This is a genomic window from Methylobacterium sp. J-070 (genome assembly GCF_022829385.1).
Taxonomy (GTDB): Bacteria; Pseudomonadota; Alphaproteobacteria; order Rhizobiales; family Beijerinckiaceae; genus Methylobacterium.
On the sequence record NZ_JAKSXX010000130.1, the window covers coordinates 18,634 to 33,082 of the forward strand.

At 72.2% G+C, this 14,449-nt stretch carries 16 protein-coding genes; 9 read left to right on the top strand and 7 right to left on the bottom strand.

The window, feature by feature from the left end; genetic code table 11:
* The first annotated feature begins 34 nt into the window (after nt 1–34).
* From MKL01_RS12800 to deoA, 6 genes are all read left to right on the top strand, one after another.
* Nucleotides 35–673 (top strand): sigma-70 family RNA polymerase sigma factor, encoded by a 639-nt coding sequence (locus MKL01_RS12800; RefSeq protein ID WP_243905601.1) that lies wholly within the window; start codon nt 35–37, stop codon nt 671–673.
* Nucleotides 674–763: 90 nt separating this feature from the next.
* Nucleotides 764–1,525, top strand: coding sequence for an anti-sigma factor (locus MKL01_RS12805; RefSeq protein WP_243905602.1), 762 nt, complete (start codon nt 764–766; stop codon nt 1,523–1,525).
* 96 nt (nt 1,526–1,621) lie between these two features.
* Nucleotides 1,622–2,050, top strand: coding sequence for a cytidine deaminase (gene cdd, locus MKL01_RS12810; RefSeq protein ID WP_243905603.1), 429 nt, complete (start codon nt 1,622–1,624; stop codon nt 2,048–2,050).
* Nucleotides 2,043–2,867, top strand: a complete 825-nt coding sequence (locus MKL01_RS12815; RefSeq protein ID WP_243905604.1) for a purine-nucleoside phosphorylase — start codon at nt 2,043–2,045, stop codon at nt 2,865–2,867. The genes cdd and MKL01_RS12815 overlap by 8 nt, the downstream gene beginning before the upstream one ends.
* Nucleotides 2,860–3,591: a deoxyribose-phosphate aldolase gene (deoC, locus tag MKL01_RS12820; RefSeq protein WP_243905605.1), complete on the top strand. Its 732-nt coding sequence runs from the start codon at nt 2,860–2,862 to the stop codon at nt 3,589–3,591. Before MKL01_RS12815 ends, deoC begins: the two co-directional genes overlap by 8 nt.
* Before the next feature lie 2 nt (nt 3,592–3,593).
* Nucleotides 3,594–4,892: a thymidine phosphorylase gene (deoA, locus tag MKL01_RS12825; protein ID WP_243905606.1), complete on the top strand. Its 1,299-nt coding sequence runs from the start codon at nt 3,594–3,596 to the stop codon at nt 4,890–4,892.
* A 26-nt stretch (nt 4,893–4,918) separates the two neighbouring features.
* On the opposite strand, the gene MKL01_RS12830 is transcribed toward deoA, so the two are convergent.
* The 4 genes from MKL01_RS12830 to dnaK all read right to left on the bottom strand — a co-directional run bounded on the left by MKL01_RS12830 (nt 4,919) and on the right by dnaK (nt 9,455).
* Nucleotides 4,919–5,257, bottom strand: coding sequence for a hypothetical protein (locus MKL01_RS12830; RefSeq protein ID WP_243905607.1), 339 nt, complete (start codon nt 5,255–5,257; stop codon nt 4,919–4,921).
* A 108-nt stretch (nt 5,258–5,365) separates the two neighbouring features.
* Nucleotides 5,366–6,004 carry a class I SAM-dependent methyltransferase gene (locus MKL01_RS12835; RefSeq protein WP_243905608.1) on the bottom strand — a complete coding sequence of 213 codons (639 nt, stop codon included), beginning with the start codon at nt 6,002–6,004 and terminating at the stop codon, nt 5,366–5,368.
* A gap of 138 nt (nt 6,005–6,142) precedes the next feature.
* Entirely contained in the window at nt 6,143–7,288 is a 1,146-nt protein-coding gene (dnaJ, locus tag MKL01_RS12840) for a molecular chaperone DnaJ (RefSeq protein ID WP_243905609.1), read from the bottom strand.
* 253 nt (nt 7,289–7,541) lie between these two features.
* Nucleotides 7,542–9,455, bottom strand: a complete 1,914-nt coding sequence (dnaK, locus tag MKL01_RS12845; protein ID WP_243905610.1) for a molecular chaperone DnaK — start codon at nt 9,453–9,455, stop codon at nt 7,542–7,544.
* Nucleotides 9,456–9,846: 391 nt separating this feature from the next.
* On the opposite strand from dnaK, the gene MKL01_RS12850 reads away from it, so the two are divergent.
* Complete coding sequence (locus MKL01_RS12850) at nt 9,847–10,839, top strand: hypothetical protein (RefSeq protein WP_243905611.1); 993 nt, start codon at nt 9,847–9,849, stop codon at nt 10,837–10,839.
* 16 nt (nt 10,840–10,855) lie between these two features.
* Here the strand turns inward: MKL01_RS12850 and MKL01_RS12855 are convergent, their stop codons facing one another.
* Complete coding sequence (locus MKL01_RS12855; protein WP_279604585.1) at nt 10,856–11,524, bottom strand: YqgE/AlgH family protein; 669 nt, start codon at nt 11,522–11,524, stop codon at nt 10,856–10,858.
* A 312-nt stretch (nt 11,525–11,836) separates the two neighbouring features.
* Between MKL01_RS12855 and MKL01_RS12860 the strand changes: the two genes are divergently transcribed.
* Together MKL01_RS12860 and MKL01_RS12865 are read left to right on the top strand one after the other, a co-directional pair.
* Nucleotides 11,837–12,316, top strand: coding sequence for a peroxiredoxin (locus MKL01_RS12860; RefSeq protein ID WP_243905612.1), 480 nt, complete (start codon nt 11,837–11,839; stop codon nt 12,314–12,316).
* A gap of 154 nt (nt 12,317–12,470) precedes the next feature.
* Entirely contained in the window at nt 12,471–13,112 is a 642-nt protein-coding gene (locus tag MKL01_RS12865; protein WP_243905613.1) for a DedA family protein, read from the top strand.
* A 6-nt stretch (nt 13,113–13,118) separates the two neighbouring features.
* On the opposite strand, the gene MKL01_RS12870 is transcribed toward MKL01_RS12865, so the two are convergent.
* Both MKL01_RS12870 and MKL01_RS12875 read right to left on the bottom strand, forming a co-directional pair.
* Entirely contained in the window at nt 13,119–13,868 is a 750-nt protein-coding gene (locus MKL01_RS12870; protein ID WP_243905614.1) for a restriction endonuclease, read from the bottom strand.
* 105 nt (nt 13,869–13,973) lie between these two features.
* Nucleotides 13,974–14,387 carry a MucR family transcriptional regulator gene (locus MKL01_RS12875; protein ID WP_243905615.1) on the bottom strand — a complete coding sequence of 138 codons (414 nt, stop codon included), beginning with the start codon at nt 14,385–14,387 and terminating at the stop codon, nt 13,974–13,976.
* Nucleotides 14,388–14,449 lie beyond the last annotated feature (62 nt).

Consider the following 14,449-nt stretch of genomic DNA (forward strand, 5'->3'; position numbering starts at 1 on the left):
GGATTAAACGACGGCGCGCCCGCGTTGACACCCTATGACCTCGGACAAGCAGAAGCGCGCCGACATCGTCGACCTCCTGGTGCCCCTGCGGCGCTACGCGCGGTCGCTCACCCGTGACGCGCTGCGGGCGGACGACCTCGTGCACGACACCCTGGTGCGGGCGCTCGAGATGCAGCACACGCTGCGCCCGAACACCAACCTGCGCACCTGGATGATGACGGTGCTGCACAACGCCTTCATCGACGAGCAGCGCCGCCGTCAGGTCGAGGCGCGCCACGCCGACACGCTGGTGCGGATGGCCGACGACACGGCGCCGCCCGCCCAGGAGGGCCAGGTGCGCCTCGCCCAGATCCGGCAAGCCTTCCTCACCCTGCCCGAGGAGCAGCGGGCCGCGCTCCACCTCGTCACCCTCGAAGGCATGGCCTACGCGGACGCCGCCGCCGTACTCGGCATCCCGATCGGCACGCTGATGTCCCGCCTCGGCCGCGGCCGGGCGGCGCTGCGGGCGTTCGAGGAGGGCGGGCGGGCGGACCGGCCGACGGGGCACGCCGAGCCCGGCGGCAGGCCACCCGAGACCCGGCGCGGGCCGCCCACCGCGTTGAGGCTCGTCGTGTCCGATGCGCCGCCGAGCCGGCGCGGCTGGCCGCTCCGCCGCGCTGCCGGCGAGGCCTGAGGACGGACCGGCGCCGGACGGCGCCGGCAGGGCATGACGAGGGGAGCCGGCGGATCGCCTCCACGGCGCGCTGGATTCGAGGAATTCACCATGATGGATCCGATCACGGACGCCGATCTCATCGCCTTCGTCGACGGGCAGATCGAGCCGATGCGCCGCCTCGACGTCGAGGCCCATCTGGCGAACAACCCCGAGGCTGCGGCCCGGGTGATGGCCGAGATGCACGACCGCGATGCCCTGCGGGCCTGCTTCGACCGGGTCCCGGGTCCCGGGCCCGACCGCAACGTCGTGCTGGCGCGCCGCTTCGACCGGAACCTGCGCTGGCGCCGGGTCGCCTCGCGGCTCAAACGGGCCGCCGCCATCGCGGTGCTCGTGGGGGCGGGCTGGCTCGCCCACGACGAGATCGGCCGCTTCGGCGTTCCCGACACCCTGGCGGCGACACCCGATCCGGCCCTCATCGCCGACGCCCGCCAGGCCCGCGCCGTGGCGCAGCTGCGCAAGTCCATCGTGGCCCAGGGCGACCCCGTCTACGACCGGGCCCGGCTCCAGGCCGTGACCGGCATCGACCTGCCGGCGCTCCCGGAGGGCTGGCGGGTGCGGGACATCCAGATCTTCCCCGCCCGGCACGGCACCGGCATCGAGATCGCCCTGGACGCCGGACGGTTCGGCGAGGCGTCGCTGTTCGCGACCCGCGGCATCCGCGGCGGCCCGGCGACGCTGAGCGGGTCGGAGGACGGCGACGTCCTGTCCTGGAACGCGGGCGACACCGCCTACGCGCTGAGCGGTCCCGCCGACGACGACGCCCTGCGTCAGGCGGCGACGCTCCTCGGCGCCGGTTCCGCGCTGCGCTGACGGCCTTTCGCGCGCCGCCCGATAACCCCCGGCGCCGGGTCGTCGAACCCGCGACGGCCCTCGACAGGGTGGCCCGGCGGGTGCCAATGATCGGCCATGCAGGCCGCGGATTCGGGACAGGCAGATGACGGGCTCACCGCCCTGTTCGAGGCCGCCCGGGCGGTCCGCGAACGGGCGCACGCGCCGTATTCCCGCTTCCGGGTCGGCGCCGCCCTCCGCGACGAGCGCGGCGCGCTCCATGCCGGCTGCAACGTCGAGAACGCCGCCTACCCGGTAGGCACCTGCGCGGAGGCCGGGGCGATCGCCGCGATGATCGCGGCCGGCGGGCGGCGGATCACCGCGGTCCTGGTCTGCGGCGACGGCGCCGGCCTTGTGACGCCCTGCGGCGCCTGCCGCCAGCGCATCCGGGAATTCGCCGGGCCGGACACGCCGATCCACGCCGCCGGGCCGGACGGCCCCGCCAGGACGTTCACGCTGGCCGAGCTGCTGCCGGAATCCTTCGGCCCGGAGACGCTCGGTGAGTGAGGCGGCCGCCCTCGACGCGCTGCGCGCCGCCGGCTTCGCGGGCCCTTACGCCTGCGCCCTCGTCACCGGCACCGGCCTCGGGGGGATCGCCGCCGCCCTCGCCGATCCGGTCTCCCTCGACTACGCGGCGATCCCGGGATTCCCGGGTCCGGGCGTCAGCGGCCATGGCGGCCGGCTGCACCGGGGCCGCCTCGCCGGCCGGCCCGTCCTGGTCTTCGAGGGCCGGGCCCACGCCTACGAGCGGGGCGATCCCGCGGCGATGCGGGTGCCGCTCACCTGCGCCCGGGACCTCGGGGCGCGGCGCCTGCTGCTCACCAACGCCTCCGGCTCGCTGCGGCCCGAAGCGGGTCCCGGCAGCCTCGTGCTGCTGGCCGACCACATCAACCTGTCGGGCCTGAATCCGCTGATCGGCGAGGCCAGCGACGCGCGCTTCGTGCCGATGACCGGGGCCTACGATCCGGCCCTGCGGGCGCGGCTCCGGACCGCCGCCGGCGCCTGTGGCGTGCCGCTCGGGGAGGGCGTCTACGCGTGGTTCTCCGGCCCGAGCTTCGAGACGCCCGCGGAGGTCCGGATGGCCGGAATCCTGGGCGCCGACCTCGTGGGCATGTCCACCGTGCCCGAGGTCATCCTCGCCCGCTTCCTCGGCCTGCCGGTGGCGGCGCTCTCCGTGGTGACCAACCACGCGGCCGGGATCGCGGGCGGCGCGCCCCATCACGCGGAAACCAAGGCGGTGGCGGCCCGGGCCGCGGCGGATCTCGGCCGCTTGGTCGAGGCCTTCCTGGCCGGCCTGCCCGAGCAGGAGGGCCCCGATGACTGATCCCGAAGCCGGTGCCGTCGCCCGTCGGGCGCTCCCGCTCCTCGACCTCACCGATCTCGGCGAGACCTGCACCGAGACCAAGATCGACGCCCTCTGCCGGGATGCCAGGAGCGGCGGCGTCGCGGCGATCTGCGTCTGGCCGCGCTTCGTCACGCAGGGCGCGCGGGCGCTGCGGGGCACCGGCATCCGGATCGCCACGGTGATCAACTTCCCGGACGGTGGCGAGGATTGCGCCCGCGCCACCGACGATACCGCCGAGGCCCTGCGCGACGGGGCGGACGAGATCGACCTCGTCCTGCCCTATCGCGCCCTGCTGCGGGGCGACGCCGCCACCGCGCGCGACATGGTCGAGGCCGTGCGCGACACCTGCGGGGCCGCGATCCTCAAGGTGATCCTGGAGACGGGCGAACTCGCCGACCCCGCCAGGATCCGGGAGGCCGGCCGGCTCGCCCTGGAGGCGGGCGCCGACTTCCTCAAGACGTCCACGGGCAAGAGCCCGGTCTCGGCGACGCCGGAGGCCGCCGAGGCGATGCTGGCCGAGATCCGCGCCTGCCGACGCCCCGCCGGCCTCAAGATCTCCGGGGGGGTGCGCAGCGTCGCCGATGCCGGGACCTACCTGGACCTGGCCGACCGGATCATGGGGGCGGGCTGGGTGGGCCCGAAGACCTTCAGGCTCGGGGCCAGCAGCCTGTTCGGCGCCCTGATGCAGGCGCGGGAGTTCTGACGATGCGGCTGCCCCAGGAGACGATCCGGACCAAGCGCGACGGCCTGCCCCTCGCCCCGGAGGAGATCCGCGCCTTCGTGGCGGGGCTGACCGACGGCACCGTGGGGGAGGGGCACGCGGCGGCCTTCGCCATGGCGGTGTTCTTCCGCGGGCTCGCCCTGCCCGAGCGGGTGGCGCTGACCCGGGCGATGGCGGAATCCGGCCGCGTGCTGACCTGGGACCTCCCCGGCCCGGTGCTGGACAAGCACTCCACGGGGGGCATCGGCGACACGGTCAGCCTGGCGCTCGCCCCGATGGTGGCGGCCTGCGGCGGCTACGTGCCGATGATCTCGGGCCGCGGCCTCGGCCATACCGGCGGCACCCTGGACAAGCTCGGCAGCATCCCGGGCTACGACGCGATGCCGGGGCTCGATGCGTTCCGCAGGACCGTCCGGCACGTCGGCTGCGCCATCATCGGCCAGACCGCGGAGCTCGCCCCCGCCGACCGGCGCCTCTACGCGATCCGGGACGTGACCGGCACGGTGGAATCCCTCGACCTGATCACCGCCTCGATCCTGTCCAAGAAGCTCGCCGCCGGGCTCGACGGGCTGGTGATGGACGTCAAGCATGGCTCCGGCGCCTTCATGGCGACCCTGCCGGAGGCGCAGGCCCTCGCCGAGAGCATCGTCACGGTGGCGGAGGGGGCGGGCCTGCGCACCGCCGCGCTGATCACCGACATGGACGCACCGCTGGCCAGTGCCGCCGGCAACGCCGTCGAGGTCGCCTACGCGATCGACTATCTCAAGGGTGTGACTCGGGAGCCGCGCTTCCATGCGGTCACCCTGGCGCTGGGCGCCGAGATGCTGGTGGCCGGGGGCTTGGCGCGCCACGCCGCCGGCGCCGTGGAGCGGCTGGAGGCGGTCCTGGCCTCGGGACGCGCCGCGGAGGCCTTCGCCCAGATGGTCGCGACGCTCGGCGGACCCGCCGATCTCCTGGACGAACCCGAACGACACCTGCCCGCCGCCCCGGTGCGGCGGCCGGTCCGTCAGACCGGGACGGTCGCCGGCATCGCCACCCGGGAGATCGGGCTGGCGGTCATCGAACTCGGCGGCGGCCGCACCCGGCCCGAGGATGTCATCGACCCGCGGGTCGGCTTTACGCAGCTGGCCGGCCCGGGGGCATGCGACGGGCTGCTGGGGATCGTCCACGCGGCCGACGAGGCCGCCGCCGACCGGGCGGAGGCCGCCCTGCGCGCCGCCTATCGGATGGGCGCGGCGCCCGAGTCGCGGGCGCCGGTCCTGGAGCGGGTCGGAGCCGGATAGGGCCGGCTCCGGCCGCCCCCGTCGGCCTACCAGCGGCCGTGGCCGTGCCGGTGGCCCCAGCCGCCGTGATGGCCGAACCCGCGGTGGCCCCAGCCGTGATGATGGCCGCGCCCCCAGCCCTCATGGTGTCCGCGGCCCCAGCCATGGTGATGAGGGCGCGGGCCGAAGCCGTGGTGGCCCCAGCCGCCGTGGCGATGGCCGTAGCCGTACTGGACGGTGACCACGTCGCCGGTCTCCTGCCGCAGGCCGGCATCCAGGCCGAGGGGGGCCGCCATGGCGGGTGCCGCAAAGGCGAGACCTCCGAAGGCGAGGCCCGCGCAGGCCAGGGCGGCCATCGTGCGGGAGCGTGCGGTCTTGGTGAACATCGGCGTCCTCCTGGTCCGAGCCGGCCGCGGAGCCGCGTCCGGCAAGGTCCCAGGTTGACCGTTGTAAGTTGACGCAAACGTGACTTCGTCGCTCAGGACGTGTTCAGGTCAGGGCCGGCGATAGACCCAGACCCGGGCCGGCGGCAGATTCAGCCAGACCCGGTTCGAGCGGTCGGCGGTGTAGCTGCCGGCCTCGCACCGGGCCGGGATCGGCGGCACCACCGCGTAGGTGAACTGCACGAAGGGCGCGCCCGGCCGCATCAGGTCGTGGGCGGCGTTGAGCAGGTCCAGGCGCAGCTCCAGGGGCTTGGTGAACAGCGGCAGGCTGGAGATCGTCGCGGCGGCCGGCTGCGTCAGCACGCTGCGGAGGGTGCTGCGCATGTCGTAGGCGTCGCCGCGGATCACGGTCACGCCCGGGAAGCGATGGGTCAGGAGGCGGCAGAAATCGGGGTTGAACTCGACCAGGATCAGCCGCTCCGGCGCGATGCCGCGCCGGATCAGCGCCTCGGTCACCGGGCCGGTGCCGGGTCCGAGCTCGACCACCGGTCCCTCCAGCCGCGGGTCCACGTAGGACGCCATGGTGCGGGCGAGCATCTTGCCCGACGGCGTCACCGCCCCCGTGACCAGGGGCCGCTCGAACCAGGAGCGCAGGAAGCGGGCCTCGTCCTCCAGGGGGTCGCGCCGCGGCCCGAAAATCGCGCTCCTGACGGCAGGGGCCTTCGCGTTGGGACGGCGGAGCGGCGGCAAGTCCTGGATTCCTCGAGGCCGGATGAGAATGAAAGGCTAGAGAGGACGCTGTCTTACAGTCAAGCCGAGTCAGCGACTAGGGTACGCAAGCCACGCCGGCCGCATGCATAACGGGCCGCCGGGGTTTCGGATCCGGCCTCACGGACGGACGGCGCCCCCGAAGAAGTCCCGCACCTTCGAGAAGAAGCCCGCCGATTCCGGATGGTTCTCCGGGGAGGCCGACTGATCGAACTCCTGAAGCAGCTCGCGCTGGCGCTTGGTCAGGTTCTGCGGAGTCTCGACGAAGACCTGGATGTAGAGGTCGCCGACCTCCCGCGCGCGCAGCACCGGCATGCCCTTGCCCTTGATGCGGAACTGCTTGGCGGTCTGCGTCCCGGCGGGAATCCGCACCTGCGTCTGCGAGCCGTCGATCACCGGCACGGTGATCTCGCCCGACAGGGCGGCGGTGACCATCGAGATCGGCACCCGGCAGAACAGGTCGGCGCCGTCGCGCTGGAAGAACTCGTGCTGCTTGATCGACAGGAAGACGTAGAGGTCCCCCGCCGGGCCGCCGCGCAGCCCGCTCTCGCCCTCGCCGGCGAGCCGGATGCGCAGGCCGTCGTCGACGCCGGCCGGCACGTTGATCGAGAGGGTGCGCTCGCGGTTGACCCGGCCCGCGCCCTGGCAGGCCGTGCAGGGGTCGTCGACGATCTCGCCGCGGCCGTGACAGTTCGGGCAGGTGCGCTCGATGGCGAAGAAGCCCTGCGCCGCCCGGACCCGGCCGTAGCCCGCGCAGGTCTGGCAGGTGCGCGGCTTGGAACCGGGCTTGGCGCCGGAACCGTCGCAGGCCTCGCAGGTCACCGAGGTCGGGATCTTGATGGTCTCGGCCTTGCCGACGAAGGCCTCCTCCAGCGTGATCTCCAAGTTGTATCGTAGGTCGGATCCGCGCTCGCGCGCCGGCGCGCCGCCCCGTCCGCGCGCCGCGCCGCCGCCGCCGCGGCCGTCACCGAAGAAATTGTCGAAGATGTCCGACATGAAGTCGCCGAACTCGTTGCCGAATCCGGGGCCGCCCCCGCCCTGGCTGAAGGCCGCGTGGCCGAACCGGTCGTAGGCGGCGCGCTTCTGGCCGTCGGAGAGGCACTGATAGGCCTCGTTGATTTCCTTGAACTTGATCTCGGCGTCCTTGTCGCCGGGATTGCGGTCGGGATGATAGGTCATCGCGAGCTTGCGGAAGGCGACCTTCATCTCGCTTTCCGTGGCGGTCTTGGTGACCCCCAGGATCTCGTAATAGTCCCGCTTCGACATCCCCGCCCTCAGGTGCCTTCCCGTCGGCCCGCAATCCGGATCGCGACGCTTCTACCATCGAGTCGCCAGTCCGGGGCCGCGAAGCGGAGACCGGACTCCAGAACCGCCGACAGATCGAGGCGTGCGCCGTCGGAGTTTCTGGAGTCCGGCCTCGCCTGCGGCACCCCGGACTGACGGAGGCGCGCGCCAAGCCGCCCACGCAAAGGCAGGGCCGGATCGCTCCGGCCCTGCGCGGTCGTATCAGAAACGCGCCTCAGGCGCGCTTCTTCTGGTCCTTCTCGTCGACCTCCTGGAAGTCGGCGTCGATGACGTCGTCCTTCTTCTCGGCGGCCGCCTCGGCACCGGCCTCGGGGCCCGCCGCCTGGTTGGCGGCGTACATCGCCTCGCCGAGCTTCATCGAGGCCTGCATCAGGTCCGTGGTGCGGGCCTTGATGGCCTCGACGTCCTCGCCCTCCAGCGCGGTCTTGAGCGCGGTCATCGCGGTCTCGATCGCGCCCTTGTCGGCGGCCGGGACCTTGTCGCCGTACTCGGCCACGGACTTCTCGGTGGCGTGGATCAGGCTCTCACCCTGGTTCTTCACCTCGACGAGCTCGCGCCGCTTCTTGTCCGCCTCGGCGTTGGCCTCGGCGTCCTTGACCATGCGCTCGATATCCGCGTCCGAGAGGCCGCCCGAGGCCTGGATGCGGATCTGGTGCTCCTTGTTGGTCGCCTTGTCCTTGGCGGTCACGTTGACGATGCCGTTGGCGTCGATGTCGAAGGTCACCTCGATCTGCGGCATGCCGCGGGGCGCCGGCGGGATGCCGACGAGGTCGAACTGGCCGAGCAGCTTGTTGTCGGCCGCCATCTCGCGCTCGCCCTGGAAGACCCGGATCGTCACCGCGTTCTGGTTGTCCTCGGCGGTGGAGAAGGTCTGGGACTTCTTGGTCGGGATCGTGGTGTTGCGGTCGATGAGCCGGGTGAACACGCCGCCCAGGGTCTCGATGCCCAGCGACAGCGGGGTCACGTCGAGGAGCAGCACGTCCTTGACGTCGCCCTGGAGCACGCCGGCCTGCACCGCGGCGCCGATGGCCACGACCTCATCCGGGTTGACGCCCTTGTGGGGCTCCTTCCCGAAGAAGGACTTCACCACCTCCTGGATCTTCGGCATGCGGATCATGCCGCCGACCAGCACCACCTCGTCGATCTCGGAGGCCGAGACACCGGCATCCTTGAGCGCCTTGCGGCACGGCTCGATGGTCCGCTGCACCAGGTCGTCCACCAGCGACTCGAACTTCGCCCGGCTGAGCTTCAGCGCGAGGTGCTTCGGGCCGGTCTGGTCGGCGGTGATGTAGGGCAGGTTGATCTCGGTCTGGGTGGCCGAGGACAGCTCGATCTTGGCCTTCTCGGCGGCCTCCTTGAGGCGCTGGAGGGCGAGCTTGTCCTTGGTCAGGTCGATGCCCTGCTCCTTCTTGAACTCGGCCGTCAGGTATTCGACGATCCGGTTGTCGAAGTCCTCGCCGCCCAGGAAGGTGTCGCCGTTCGTCGACTTCACCTCGAACACGCCGTCGCCGATCTCGAGGATCGAGACGTCGAAGGTGCCGCCGCCGAGGTCGTAGACCGCGATCGTGCCGGCCTTCTTCTTGTCGAGGCCGTAGGCCAGCGCCGCCGCCGTCGGCTCGTTGATGATACGCAGCACCTCGAGCCCGGCGATCTTGCCGGCGTCCTTGGTGGCCTGGCGCTGGGCGTCGTTGAAGTAGGCCGGGACCGTGATGACCGCCTGCGTGACCGGCTGGCCGAGATGCGACTCCGCGGTCTCCTTCATCTTCTGCAGCGTGAAGGCGGAGATCTGCGAGGGCGAATACTTCTTGCCGTCGGCCTCGACCCAGGCGTCGCCGTTGTCGCCGCGGACGATCTTGTAGGGGACGAGACCCTTGTCCTTCTGGGTCATCGGGTCGTCGTAGGTCCGGCCCACGAGACGCTTGATGGCGAAGAACGTGCGCTCGGGGTTCGTGACCGCCTGGCGCTTGGCCGGCTGGCCGACGAGCCGCTCGCCGTCGTCCGTGAAGGCGACGATGGACGGCGTGGTGCGGGCGCCTTCCGAATTCTCGATGACCTTGGGCTGCGTGCCTTCCATCACGGCCACGCAGGAATTGGTCGTGCCCAGGTCGATGCCGATAACTTTACCCATGGTGGGATCCCTCTTTTCGTCGCGTTCAAGCAGACCGCCGAGCCCCGAAGCAGCTCGGCCCATGGCGGTGTCGGGGGTGATGTGAGTATGGGACCCGGGCCGGATCAAGGGCCGTGAACGGCTGAAACCCAGCGCGCAATCCCGCGTCGAGGGCGATATAAGAAGCCCGTTCCGGGCCCGCAAGGCGAAGCCTGTCCGCCGGATCCGCGGGGCGCCGTCGCGCTATCCGCCTCTGGGTCCGGCATAATCCCGCCTCCGGGCCTCGCCGCGCCCGATGGCGTGGCTGCATTTTGTTGCTTCGCTGCCACGTCCGCGCCATCGACGGCGTGTTAACGGTTCGACAAGGGGTTGCGCGCGGCCCCGCCACTTCGTCTTCCCGTCGTAGAGCCTGATGCGCCCGACCCGCAGTCTCCTGCTCCCCGTTCTGGCGATCGCCGTCGCGGCTCCCGCGATGCTCGCGGCGCCTCCGGCCCGCGCGCAGAACTTCTTCGAGCGCCTGTTCGGCATCAAGCCCGAGCGGCCCCCGGTGCCGCCCCGCGGCGTGCCCGAAGCGGCGCCGCCGCCGACCGCCCCGGGGGCGCCCGGCGAACCGGGCCAGCCGGCGCCGCCCGAGGCGTCGCGCCCCGCGCCGCAGCCCGCCCGCCCGGTGGTGCTCAAGACCCCCTCGGAGGAGGGCGTCCTCGGGCAAGACCTCCAGTTGAACGGCCTGTCCGGCAGCCTGAAGCTGGAGCGGTCCGGCACCGCCGTCACGGCGCGGGTCAAGCTGCCCGGCACCAAGATCTCGCAGCCGGCCGAGTCCTGCACGGTGCCGCTCGCCGGGGGCAACCCGATCACCCTGAGCACCGAAGGCAAGCCCGAGGGCGTGCCGCGCTTCGAGGCGGCGGGGGCGGAATGCCCGCTGCGGTTCGATGTGGCCGAGGGCGGGGTCCTGGTCTCGACGCTCGGCTCCGGTCCGGTCTGCACGTTCTCCGCCGCGGATTGCGCCACCACCCCTGCGGGCCTCTGGGGACCGGCCGCCGCCACCCTGATCCCGCGGGCCGGCGAGTTCGACGCGGCCCGCGGCGTCGCCGACAAGGCGGTGCGGGACAATTACAAGCTCATGACCCAGCGCGCCCGGCGCGAGGACGTGCGGCCGATCGTGAGCGAGCAGGCGGCCTTCTCGGCGGACCGGGAGCAGCTCTGCCGGACCTATGCGCGCGAAGGCACGCACGGGTTCTGCCATCTCCGGGTCACCGAGAACCGGGCGCTCGCCCTGGCGACCCGTCTCGGCGCCAACACGACGGTGCCCACCGCCGCGGTCGCCCCGCGCCGGCCGCGGCCGAAACCCGCCGTCGAGGGCATGAACCCGGATGCGGCGGGCGGGGGCGACGCCCTTCCGGAGTGAGGCTGCGGCCGAACCCTCAGGCCCGGCCGGCGGTCATCGACAGCATGGCGGGGTCGATGCCGTTGGCGCGCAGGACCAGCTCGTACTTGGCGTCGAGGTCGGCGTTGAAGATCAGCGCCGGGTCGGCGGGACAGTTGAGCCAGCCGTTGGCCATGATCTCGCTCTCGAGCTGGCCCGCCTGCCAGCCGGCATAGCCCAGCGCCAGCACGGCGCTCGCCGGCCCTTCGCCGCTGGCGATGGCGCGGAGGATCTCCACGGTCGCGGTCAGGCAGATGCCGTCGTCGATGATCAGCGTCGATTGCTGGATGTGAAAATCGTCGGTGTGGAGCACGAAGCCCCGCCGCCCCTCGACGGGCCCGCCCATCAGGACCGGCATGTGGCCGACCCGCTCGCGCAGGCGAATCGCGTCCGCCTCGGGCGCCACGTCGAGCTGGACCAGGAGGTCCGGCATGCTGATGTCGGTGGCCGCCTTGTTCACGATGATGCCCATCGCGCCGTCGGCGGAGTGGGCGCAGACGTAGATCAGCGAGCGGGCGAAGCGCTCGTCGGCCATCCCGGGCATGGCCACGAGGAACTGCCCGTCGAGGTAGTCCGGTCCGGAGAGGGATGTCCGCTGCGGCGCAACCCCTTTTCCGGCGGGTGCCGGAGGGGAGGAATCCGGTTTGCGATGCGGAGGAAGCGCCATGGCACTATGCTACGCCCCGTCCTCCGGTTGTCCAGCGGGCAAAAGGGACGCGGCAAGCGCCGCTCAAGCTTGTGCGCGTCACGATTCAGGCGGCCGAGGACAGGACCGGCGCGGGCCCGGGAGACGAACCCAGAGCCGGTGATCGCCACGCGTGACGGGGCCCGGCCGAAGTCGGCTGTGGCGCGGGTCGTCGGCCGACCGTGACTGCGGGATCGTCGAACGGCCGGTTGCTCGACAGGCCCCATCCGCCACGCTAGGTCAGGCGCGCTTCTCCCGCGGGCGATCCCGGCACGCGGCAACGAGGGACACGCAATGATCCAGGTCGGCGACCACCTGCCCCAGGCCACCTTCCGGGTGATCGGCCCGGAGGGCCCGATCGCCCGCACCACCGACGACGTGTTCAAGGGGCGGCGCGTGGTGCTGATCGGCGTGCCCGGCGCCTTCACCCCGAGCTGCCACCGCAACCACCTTCCGGGCTTCGTCACCCACAAGGACGAGATCCTCGGGCGCGGCGTCGACGCCATCGCGGTGACCAGCGTCAACGACGTGTTCGTCCTCGACGCGTGGTCGAAGGCGAGCGGCGCCGAGGGGCTGGAGTTCCTGGCGGACGGCAACGCCGACTTCGCCAAGGCCGTCGGCCTGGAGATGGACGGCACCGGCTTCGGGCTCGGCATCCGGTCGAAGCGCTACTCGATGCTGGTCGAGGACGGGGTGGTGCGGATCCTCAACGTCGAGGAGACCCCCTCGAAGGCGGAGGCCTCGGGGGCCGAGGCCCTGCTGAAGGTCCTCTGATCCGGTCGCCAGCGCGCCCTAACGATGCTTGAGATCCGCCCCCGGTCGCACCGCGATCGGGCACGGATCCGCCGCCGCGGGTCGGCCCTCTAAAGGCCATGTTCCGCCGGCTTCTGTCGCCGCGTTTCGCCCGAAGACCGGCCCCGAGGACCGCATGGCCTTCCTGCACGACCTGCCCATCGCCGACCTGATCGCGAATTACGGCTACATCGCCATCTTCGTGATCATCACCCTGGAGAGCGCCGGGGTGCCGTGCCCGGGCGAGACGGTGCTGATCTCGGCCGCCGTCTATGCCGGCAGCACCGGCAACCTGAACATCGGCCTCGTGATCGCGGCGGCCGCCGCCGCCGCCATCCTGGGCGACAATGTCGGCTACTGGGCCGGGCGGCGCTGGGGCATGCACCTGCTCCTGCGCTACGGCCACATCATCGCCCTCGACCACGGGCGGCTCAAGCTCGGCCAGTACCTGTTCCGCCGGCATGGCGGGAAGATCGTGTTCTTCGGCCGGTTCACCGCGATGCTGCGCGCCTACGCGGCCCTGCTCGCCGGGGTCAACCGCCTGGACGTGCGCCGCTTCTTCGCCTTCAATGCGCTCGGCGGCATCATCTGGGCCGCCAGCATGGGCATCGGCTCGTATTACTGCGGCCGGTCGATCGAGCACATCGTCGGCCCGGTCGGGCTGACGCTGCTGGCGCTGGTGGTGTTCGGCGGCCTGGCCCTGTGGCTGTTCGTGCGCCGGCACGAGGCGCGCCTGCTCAGCGAGGCGGAACTCGCGATCCCGGGCCCCCTGGCCTGAACCCCCTCACGCCGCCGCGAGGTCGATCGCGTCCAGGGCGTCGTGATGGAGGAGGAGCACGCCGGTCGCCGCCGCGAGCCGGCGTGCGGCGGGCGTGAAGCCGGCATTCGACACCACCGCGGCCCGGTCGCCCGACCAGTAGCGCTGGGCGGCGGCCGCCTCCTGCACGGCGGCGTTGCCGACGGGCTTGCTCAACCGCTTGCACTGGACCACGAGGCGCAGGCCGTCGCGCACCGCCACGATGTCGGCGCCCTGATCGCCGCTGGCCGGCGTCCTGTGGGCCCGCCAGCCGGCCTGGACGAGGCGCGCGGCGCAGAAGCGCTCGTAGTCGAGGCCGTCCTCCGGCGCATCCTCCGCCTCGGGCAGCGGGACGGCTTCCGCCTCGGCCTCGACGATCGCCAGCATCCGCGCGCGCTCCGCCAGGGCGAGATCGGCATAGCGGGGGCCGATCTGGGGCAGGACCGTGCGGTCGAGGAAATAGTCCCGCTCGCGCAGCCAGCCGTCCTCGATCCAGTTGCCGTAGGCGTCGCGGAAGCTCTCCTGACGCCGACGCAGCGCCAGCGTCTCGCCATGCGCCCGCGCGATCCGGCGCACTCGCGCCCGGAAGCGGCGCGGGCGCCCGAGGTGGCGCAGGATCACCACGGCGAGGGCGAGCCCGGTCGCCGCCAGGGCGGGCGGACCGTACCAGAGGCCGAACGGGCTGCCGATCACGGCCGTCCAGAACAGGCGGGCGACGGGGTTGGGCTTGCCGGGCATGGGGCGCGGTGCGGTCTCGGGCGCGGACGGTTCCCCGACCCTCGCAAGCGCCGCTTGCCCGATGCCTAACCGTGGCCGGAAAGCTGTGGACGCAGGTGGGGGACCTCAGCCCTTCCGGCGCTGGTGGCCGAGCCCCATGCTCTTGGCGAGGCTGGACCGGGCGGCGGCGTAGTTGGGCGCGACCATCGGATAGTCGGGCGCGAGCCCCCATTTCTGCCGGTACTCGTCGGGGGTCATGTTGTAGTGCGTCCGCAGGTGGCGCTTCAGCGACTTGAACTTCTTTCCGTCCTCCAGGCAGACGATGAAGTCGGGCTGGACCGAGCGCCGGACCGAGACCGCGGGCCGCAGATCCTCCGTCGGCGCAGGCGCAGGCTGGCTGAGCCCGTGCAGGGTCGCGTGAACCGCCGCGATCAATCCCGGCAACTCCGGCGCGGGCACCGGATTGTTGCTCACGAAAGCCGACACGATGTCGACGGACAACGTGAGATAGTCCGGCTGCCCTTCAACCGTGGCGTCCATCCTCGATCCTCCTTGCGACCCCACCCTCGCCGCCGCCGACATGGCGAGGATCTGGAATCTGT

Excerpts from the sequence above, each read along its gene's own strand:
- MKL01_RS12805 (WP_243905602.1), top strand. The coding sequence starts at position 764 with ATGATGGATCCGATCACGGACGCCGATCTCATCGCCTTCGTCGACGGG.
- MKL01_RS12855 (WP_279604585.1), bottom strand. The coding sequence starts at position 11,524 with ATGGCGCTTCCTCCGCATCGCAAACCGGATTCCTCCCCTCCGGCACCC.
- MKL01_RS12830 (WP_243905607.1), bottom strand. The coding sequence starts at position 5,257 with ATGTTCACCAAGACCGCACGCTCCCGCACGATGGCCGCCCTGGCCTGC.
- dnaJ (WP_243905609.1), bottom strand. The coding sequence starts at position 7,288 with ATGTCGAAGCGGGACTATTACGAGATCCTGGGGGTCACCAAGACCGCC.
- MKL01_RS12875 (WP_243905615.1), bottom strand. The coding sequence starts at position 14,387 with ATGGACGCCACGGTTGAAGGGCAGCCGGACTATCTCACGTTGTCCGTC.
- MKL01_RS12860 (WP_243905612.1), top strand. The coding sequence starts at position 11,837 with ATGATCCAGGTCGGCGACCACCTGCCCCAGGCCACCTTCCGGGTGATC.
- deoA (WP_243905606.1), top strand. The coding sequence starts at position 3,594 with ATGCGGCTGCCCCAGGAGACGATCCGGACCAAGCGCGACGGCCTGCCC.
- MKL01_RS12800 (WP_243905601.1), top strand. The coding sequence starts at position 35 with ATGACCTCGGACAAGCAGAAGCGCGCCGACATCGTCGACCTCCTGGTG.
- MKL01_RS12850 (WP_243905611.1), top strand. The coding sequence starts at position 9,847 with ATGCGCCCGACCCGCAGTCTCCTGCTCCCCGTTCTGGCGATCGCCGTC.
- MKL01_RS12865 (WP_243905613.1), top strand. The coding sequence starts at position 12,471 with ATGGCCTTCCTGCACGACCTGCCCATCGCCGACCTGATCGCGAATTAC.
- cdd (WP_243905603.1), top strand. The coding sequence starts at position 1,622 with ATGCAGGCCGCGGATTCGGGACAGGCAGATGACGGGCTCACCGCCCTG.
- dnaK (WP_243905610.1), bottom strand. The coding sequence starts at position 9,455 with ATGGGTAAAGTTATCGGCATCGACCTGGGCACGACCAATTCCTGCGTG.
- MKL01_RS12870 (WP_243905614.1), bottom strand. The coding sequence starts at position 13,868 with ATGCCCGGCAAGCCCAACCCCGTCGCCCGCCTGTTCTGGACGGCCGTG.
- deoC (WP_243905605.1), top strand. The coding sequence starts at position 2,860 with ATGACTGATCCCGAAGCCGGTGCCGTCGCCCGTCGGGCGCTCCCGCTC.